The sequence below is a fragment of the Agromyces sp. NPDC056965 genome, from assembly GCF_042673425.1.
Taxonomy (GTDB): Bacteria; Actinomycetota; Actinomycetes; order Actinomycetales; family Microbacteriaceae; genus Agromyces.
On the sequence record NZ_JBHURI010000138.1, the window covers coordinates 1 to 5,909 of the forward strand.

The 5,909-nt window shown below is 73.6% G+C and carries 6 protein-coding genes; 2 read left to right on the forward strand and 4 right to left on the reverse strand.

What is annotated here, in order from left to right:
* Positions 1–64: 64 nt before the first annotated feature.
* The 4 genes from ACFTQE_RS19735 to ACFTQE_RS19750 are packed head-to-tail and all read right to left on the reverse strand — an operon-like array spanning position 65 to position 4,210.
* Positions 65–448, reverse strand: a complete 384-nt coding sequence (locus ACFTQE_RS19735; RefSeq protein ID WP_376926666.1) for a RidA family protein — start codon at positions 446–448, stop codon at positions 65–67.
* Positions 449–501: 53 nt separating this feature from the next.
* Positions 502–1,233, reverse strand: coding sequence for an IclR family transcriptional regulator (locus ACFTQE_RS19740; RefSeq protein WP_376926667.1), 732 nt, complete (start codon positions 1,231–1,233; stop codon positions 502–504).
* Between the two features lies 1 nt (position 1,234).
* Positions 1,235–2,920 carry an amidohydrolase family protein gene (locus ACFTQE_RS19745; RefSeq protein ID WP_376926668.1) on the reverse strand — a complete coding sequence of 562 codons (1,686 nt, stop codon included), beginning with the start codon at positions 2,918–2,920 and terminating at the stop codon, positions 1,235–1,237.
* Positions 2,921–2,929: 9 nt separating this feature from the next.
* The gene (locus ACFTQE_RS19750; protein ID WP_376926669.1) at positions 2,930–4,210 is read right to left on the reverse strand and encodes an alanine racemase; all 1,281 of its coding nucleotides are present in this window, start codon (positions 4,208–4,210) and stop codon (positions 2,930–2,932) included.
* Positions 4,211–4,284: 74 nt separating this feature from the next.
* Here ACFTQE_RS19750 and ACFTQE_RS19755 point away from each other — a divergent pair, with 74 nt between their 5' ends.
* A complete protein-coding gene (locus ACFTQE_RS19755) occupies positions 4,285–5,202 on the forward strand; it encodes a sugar kinase (RefSeq protein ID WP_376926670.1) in 918 nt (305 codons plus the stop codon).
* On the forward strand, positions 5,199–5,810 hold the full coding sequence (locus ACFTQE_RS19760; protein ID WP_376926671.1) for a bifunctional 4-hydroxy-2-oxoglutarate aldolase/2-dehydro-3-deoxy-phosphogluconate aldolase: 612 nt from the start codon (positions 5,199–5,201) through the stop codon (positions 5,808–5,810). The genes ACFTQE_RS19755 and ACFTQE_RS19760 overlap by 4 nt, the downstream gene beginning before the upstream one ends.
* Positions 5,811–5,909 lie beyond the last annotated feature (99 nt).

Below are 5,909 nucleotides of genomic sequence, written 5' to 3' on the forward strand. Positions count from 1 at the left end.
CCCCTGAACGACGGATGCCCCGTGGCCGATCGGCCACGGGGCATCCGCTGTGTTCGGGTCTCGGTCAGGCCTGCGGGATCGCGGCGACGACGTCGATCTCGACGAGGATGTTCGCGAGACGCGAGCCCACGGTGGTGCGCACGGGGTAGGGCTCGGTGAAGAACTCGGCGTAGGCCACGTTGTACTCGGCGAAGTCGGCGAGGTCTTCGAGGTGGGCCGTGACCTTCACGACGTCGTCGAACGACAGGTCGTACTCGGCGAGCACGGCGCCGATGTTGCGCAGCACCTGGCGGGTCTGCTCGGCGACGCCGCCCGGCACGACCTCGCCCGTCGCCGGGTCCTGCGGGCCGAAGCCGGCGGTGTAGAGGAAGCCGTTGGCGACGACGCCGTGGCTGTAGGGGCCGGCGGGCTTCGGCGCGTTCGAGAGGGTGACGGCGATCTTGGACATGGTTCCTCCTGTGGGGGTGTTCGGTCGGTGGTTCGTGGTCGGTGGAGTTCGGTTCAGCCGAGCTCGCGGGCGATGGCGGCGGCGGTCTCCCGCATCGCAGGCAGGTTCGTTCGCAGCCGGTCGAGGTCGGCGACCATCCGGATCGCCGTGACCGAGAGCGCGCCGACGATGCCGAGCGAGCTGCGGATCGGCACGGCGATGCAGTTCACGAAGGCCTCGAACTCGCGGTCGTCGGTCGCCCAGCCTCGGGAGCTCACGAGGGCGAGCTCGCGGTCGAGTCGCTCGCGCGTGGTGATGGTGAGATCGGTGTACCGCTCCCACGTGGCGCCGGCGAGCACGGCATCCCGGCCCGCGGTGTCGAGGTCGGCGAGGATCGCCTTGCCGACGGCCGAGCAGTTGGGGATGACGGCGCGGCCGATGCGGGAGTACATGCGCACGCCCGACTCGTCTTCGGCCTTGTCGACGTAGACGATCGATCGGTCCATGAGCGCTGCGAGGTGCACGGTGTTGCCCGTGCGGCGTTGCAGGCGACGCATGTGCTCGGCGCCGGCCTCTCGCAGGTCGAGCGAGTCGAGCGCCTCCTTCGACAGGGCGGCGAGCCGGGTGCCGAGCGTGTAGCGGCCGGACGCGCGCCGGCGCACCCAGCCGACCTCCTCGAGCGACTGCAGCTCGCGGAACATCGTCGATCGGTGCAGGTCGAACGCCTCCGCGAGTTCGGCGACCGTTCGGGGGTCGGCGGCGATCGCGTCGATGATGCGGGCCGCGCGCTTCACGCTCTGCGACATGTCAGGCCTCCGCTGCTTCGCCGGATCGGGATGGCTCGTGTCGCACCGGACGCCGGATGTCGTGGGTCCCGTGCGACACGAGGGGTCCTGACGTCTCGTCGACGCTGCGACGGATGCCTCGCCCGGGCGTCGCCCCGGTGAGCGCCCCGCCCGCGAGCACCGGCACGCCGGCGACGAGCACGTCGTCGATGCCGGTGCCGAGCCCGAGCGGCTCCGCGTAGCTCGCGGTCGCGCGCACGGCGTCGGGGTCGACGAGCACGAGGTCGGCGATGGATCCCTCGCGCACCGCGCCGCGGTCGCCGAGCCCGAACCGGGCCACCGCCCGCGAGGAGACGAGCGCCGCGGCATCCGCCCACCCGATCGTCGCCTGCTCGCGCACGAGCATCGCGAGGTAGCGCGAGAACGAGCCGCGCGCCCGCGGGTGCGGGTGGCGGCCGATGAAGATGCCGTCGGAGCCGCCGATCGCCGCCGGGTGCGAGAGGATCTCGGCGAGCCCGGCGTCGCTGCGCTCGTACTGCACGGCCATCACGACGTTGACCTCGAGCCGCGAGGCGACGAGCACGTCGAGGGCGAAGTCGATCGCGTCGATCGAGGCGCCCGAGTGAGCGGATGCCTCGGCCGCGCCCTGCGCGATCGTGAGGCCGTGCGCCCAGTCGAAGTCGGGGGAGGCGACGTGGGCGAGCGTGAGCATCGACGGCCACTCGGGGCCGAGGCTCGCGTAGCCCGTGATCGTCGGGAACCACTCCCGGCGGAGCCTCGAGCGCACCGCGGGGTCGGCGAGCTCGGCGACGACCTCGACCGCGGGCCGCACCGTGAGCGACGCGGGCAGGATCGGCATCGCGAGGATCGAGCAGCCGCGCGTGTACGGGTAGGCGTCGAAGGTCGCATCGACCCCGTCGCGATCGAGCTCGGCGAGGAGCTCGTGCACGAGGTGCGGCTCGGCGTGGAAGTGCGAGACGTGCACGCGTGCACCGGACGCCCGCGCGATCGCGGCCATCTCGGCGATGCCGGCCGCCGAGTTCGCCTCGTAGCCGCCGCGCATGTGCGAGACGTAGACGGCTCCGGCCGCCGCGACCGGTGCCGCGAGGGCGGCGAGCTCGTCGGTGCCGGCGAAGACGCCCGGCACGTAGTCGAGGCCCGTCGAGAGCCCGAGGGCGCCGTCGGCGAGCCCGTCGGCCACGAGCGCCCGCATGCGAGCGAGCTCGTCGGGCGAGGCGGCATCCGTCGATCGGCCCATGACGTCGAACCGCACGGTGCCCGCCGGCACGAGCACGCCCGCGTTCACGGCGGTGGCGCCGTCGTAGGCGGCGAGCAGCGATGCGATCCCGCCGCCGCGGTAGCTCGGGTGCGGTCCGTTGATCGCGGCGAAGTACTCGGCGGCGTAGTCGCCGTCGCCCGGGGCGTACGAGACGCCGTCCTGCCCGCCGATCACGGTCGTGACGCCCTGGCGCAGCAGCGCGAGCTGCACCTCGGGGTCGAAGAGCGCGCCATCGGCGTGCGAGTGGGCATCGACGAAGCCGGGCATGACGTGCCGCCCGCGCCCGTCGATGACGTGCGCGTCACCCGCGTCGAGGGTGCGCACGGGGGCGATGCGCGCGATGCGCCCGCCGTCGACGAGCACGTCGGCGGGCCCGGCGCCGACGCCCTCGGCATCGACGGTGATCACGTCTCGGATGAGGATCGTCACCGAGGGCTCCTAGAAGAACGTGCGCACGAGCGCGACCACGCGGTCGGAGCCGCCGCCCTCGACGACCGGGATGAGGCGCCACTTGTCGAATGCGGTGCACGGGTGCGAGAGGCCGAGCGACACGACCTCGCCGATCGCGAGGTCGAGCGCGCCGTCGGCGCGGAGGTAGGCGTGCTGGTCGTTGAGCGCGGTGACGGATGCCTCGGCGAGCGGCCGCTCGGCGCCGCCCGGCTGCTCGGCGACGCCGAACGGCACGGGCAGCCCCTCGTCGTAGGGGAAGTCGCGCTTGCCGCCGTCGAGCAGCGCGAGGCCGGGCTCGGGGTGCGAGACGACTCGGGCGTAGCCGCGCATCGCGGGCGTGAGCTCCTCGTCGATCGGCGAGATGCCGTGGTAGAAGCCGTCGTCGTGCAGGAGCGAGGCGCCCGAGCGGAGGATCCAGCGGGTGGCGGCGTTGCCGGGGTTCGACGCGGACTCCGCCGCGATCGCGGGGGCGAACACCTCGGCGACGAGTTCGAGGTAGGCGCTGCCGCCGGCCGTGACGATGAGCTCGCCCTCGGCGATGCCGCGCACCGCCTCGTGCACCTGGAGCATCTCGGCGAGGTAGGCGCGGACGGCCTCGAGCGCAGCGGGGGAGCGATCATGGCAGAGGCTGCCCTCGTAGCCGGCGGTACCCGCGAGGCGGAGCACGGGCGACGCGGCGACGCGCTCCGCGATGCGCACGGCCTCGTCGACGCCGCGTGCGCCCGTGCGGCCGCCGGCGCCGCCGAGCTCGACGAGGACGTCGATCGGGCGGGGGAGCGCGATGCCGACGAGCGACTGCTCCATGGCCTCGACGGTCTCGACGGAGTCGACCCACGAGCGGAACGCGAACGACGGGTCGGCGAGCTCGCCGGCGACGAACGCGAGGGCCGCCGGGGCGACGAGCGTGTTCGCGAGCATGATCGAGGCGATGCCGAACGTGCGAGCCGTGCGCACCTGCCCGGGCGTCGCGAGGGTGATGCCGGTGGCGCCGGTGTCGAGCTGGAGCTGCCAGAGCGCGGGGGCCATCGTGGTCTTGCCGTGCGGCATGAGTTCGAGACCGCGGGCGTCGCACCAGCCCTGGATCACCGAGGCGTTGTGTGCGAGCGCGCGCTCGTCGAGGGCGAGGAGCGGCGTCCAGAACTCGGCGAGTCGGGTGCCGCTCGCGAGGAACTCGCGCACCGTCAGGCCGTCGGCGCGGGCGGGCAGCCCCTTGTCGGCCGTGCTCAGTCGTTCATCGGCGAGTGCTGCGAGTCGCGTGTGCTGCGGCATCCGGAAACCTCTCTCGTGTTGCAGATGCTGCAACGCATTTGCGCCGCATCTGCACACCAGACAGCATAGGGGGCGTGACCCAGCTGCCCGAAGTCCTCACCATCGGCGAGACCATGGCGCTCGTCGCCCCGGTGCTCGCCGAACCGCTCGAGACCGCCGAGGAGTTCCGCGTCGACACCGCGGGTGCCGAGGCCAACGTCGCCGCGCACCTCGCCGCGCTCGGCCGTCGTGCCGCGTGGGCGGGTCGGGTCGGCGATGACGCACTCGGCCGGCGCGTCGTGCGGCACCTGCACGATCGCGGCGTCGACACGCGCTGGATCGAGGCCGACGACGCGGCGCCGACCGGTGTCTACTTCAAGGACCCGGGTCGCGGCGTGCACTACTACCGCGCAGGTTCGGCGGCCTCCCGCATGGATCCGTCCTTCCTCGGCGGCCTTCCGCTCGACACCGCGCGGGTCGTGCACGTGAGCGGCATCACACCGGCGCTCTCGGCGAGCTGCGGTGCCCTCGTCGACGACCTGATCGAACGCGTCGCGGCCTCGCCCGCGAAGCTGAGCTTCGATGTCAACCACCGCAGCGCCCTCTGGCAGGAGGGCGCGGCGCGCGGCAGGCTGCAGGAGCTCGCCGCTCGAGCCGACATCGTCTTCGTCGGCCTCGATGAGGCGGAGGCGCTCTGGGGTACGGTCACGCCCGACGCGGTGCGGGCGCTCCTGCCCGAACCCGCGCTCCTCGTTGTGAAGGACGGAGCGGTCGGCGCGACCGAGTTCCGCGCCGGTGCGGATTCCGGGTCGACCCAGGTGCCGGCGATGTCCGTCGACGTGGTCGAGGCCGTCGGCGCCGGCGACGCCTTCGCAGCGGGCTATCTCGACGCGCTCCTCGCCGGGGGCGGGCCGAGCGAGCGCCTCGCCGCCGGCCATGCCCGAGCCGTCACCGTGCTCGGCGACACCGCCGACTTCCCCAGAGCAGCAACGACCACGAGGAGCACCCGATGACCACCATCAGCAACGCCGAGTTCGACGACGTCTTCGACGGGCAGCCGCTCATGGCGATCTTCCGGGGCCTGGGCGTCGAGCGGAGCCTCGAGCTCGCCGAACGCGCCTGGGGGCTCGGCATCGACGTGGTCGAGCTGCCGATCCAGACCGAGGCCGACCTCGAGGCGCTGCGCGTCGTCGCCGCAGCCGGACGGGCCTCCGGCCGTCTCGTCGGAGCCGGCACCGTCGTGTCGGTGCGACACGTCGAGCTCGCGGCATCCGCCGGCGCGGCCTTCACGGTGAGCCCCGGATTCGACCCGGTCGTCTCGCGCGCCTCCGCGGAGGCCGGGATGCCGCCGTTGCCGGGCGTCGCGACCGCGAGCGAGGTGCAGGCGGCGATGGCCACGGGCCTCACCTGGCTGAAGGCGTTCCCGGCCTCGCTGCTCGGGTCGGGATGGTTCCCGGCGATGGCCGGTCCGTTCCCCGCCGCCCGCTTCGTCGCCACGGGCGGCATGGATGCCTCGAACGCGGCGGAGTTCCTCGCGCGGGGCGTGCGCGCCGTCGCCGTCGGCTCGGCGCTCGACGACCCCGCTCAGTTGCCGGCGCTCGCCGCGCTGCTCGCCGAGTAGCCGAGGGCGTTCGAACGATCCGAAGCGGGGGGGCGCCCAGGGGGGGGCCCCGCGGTGGGGGGGGGCCCGCCCGGCAAGCGGGGGGGGCCGGGGGGGGAA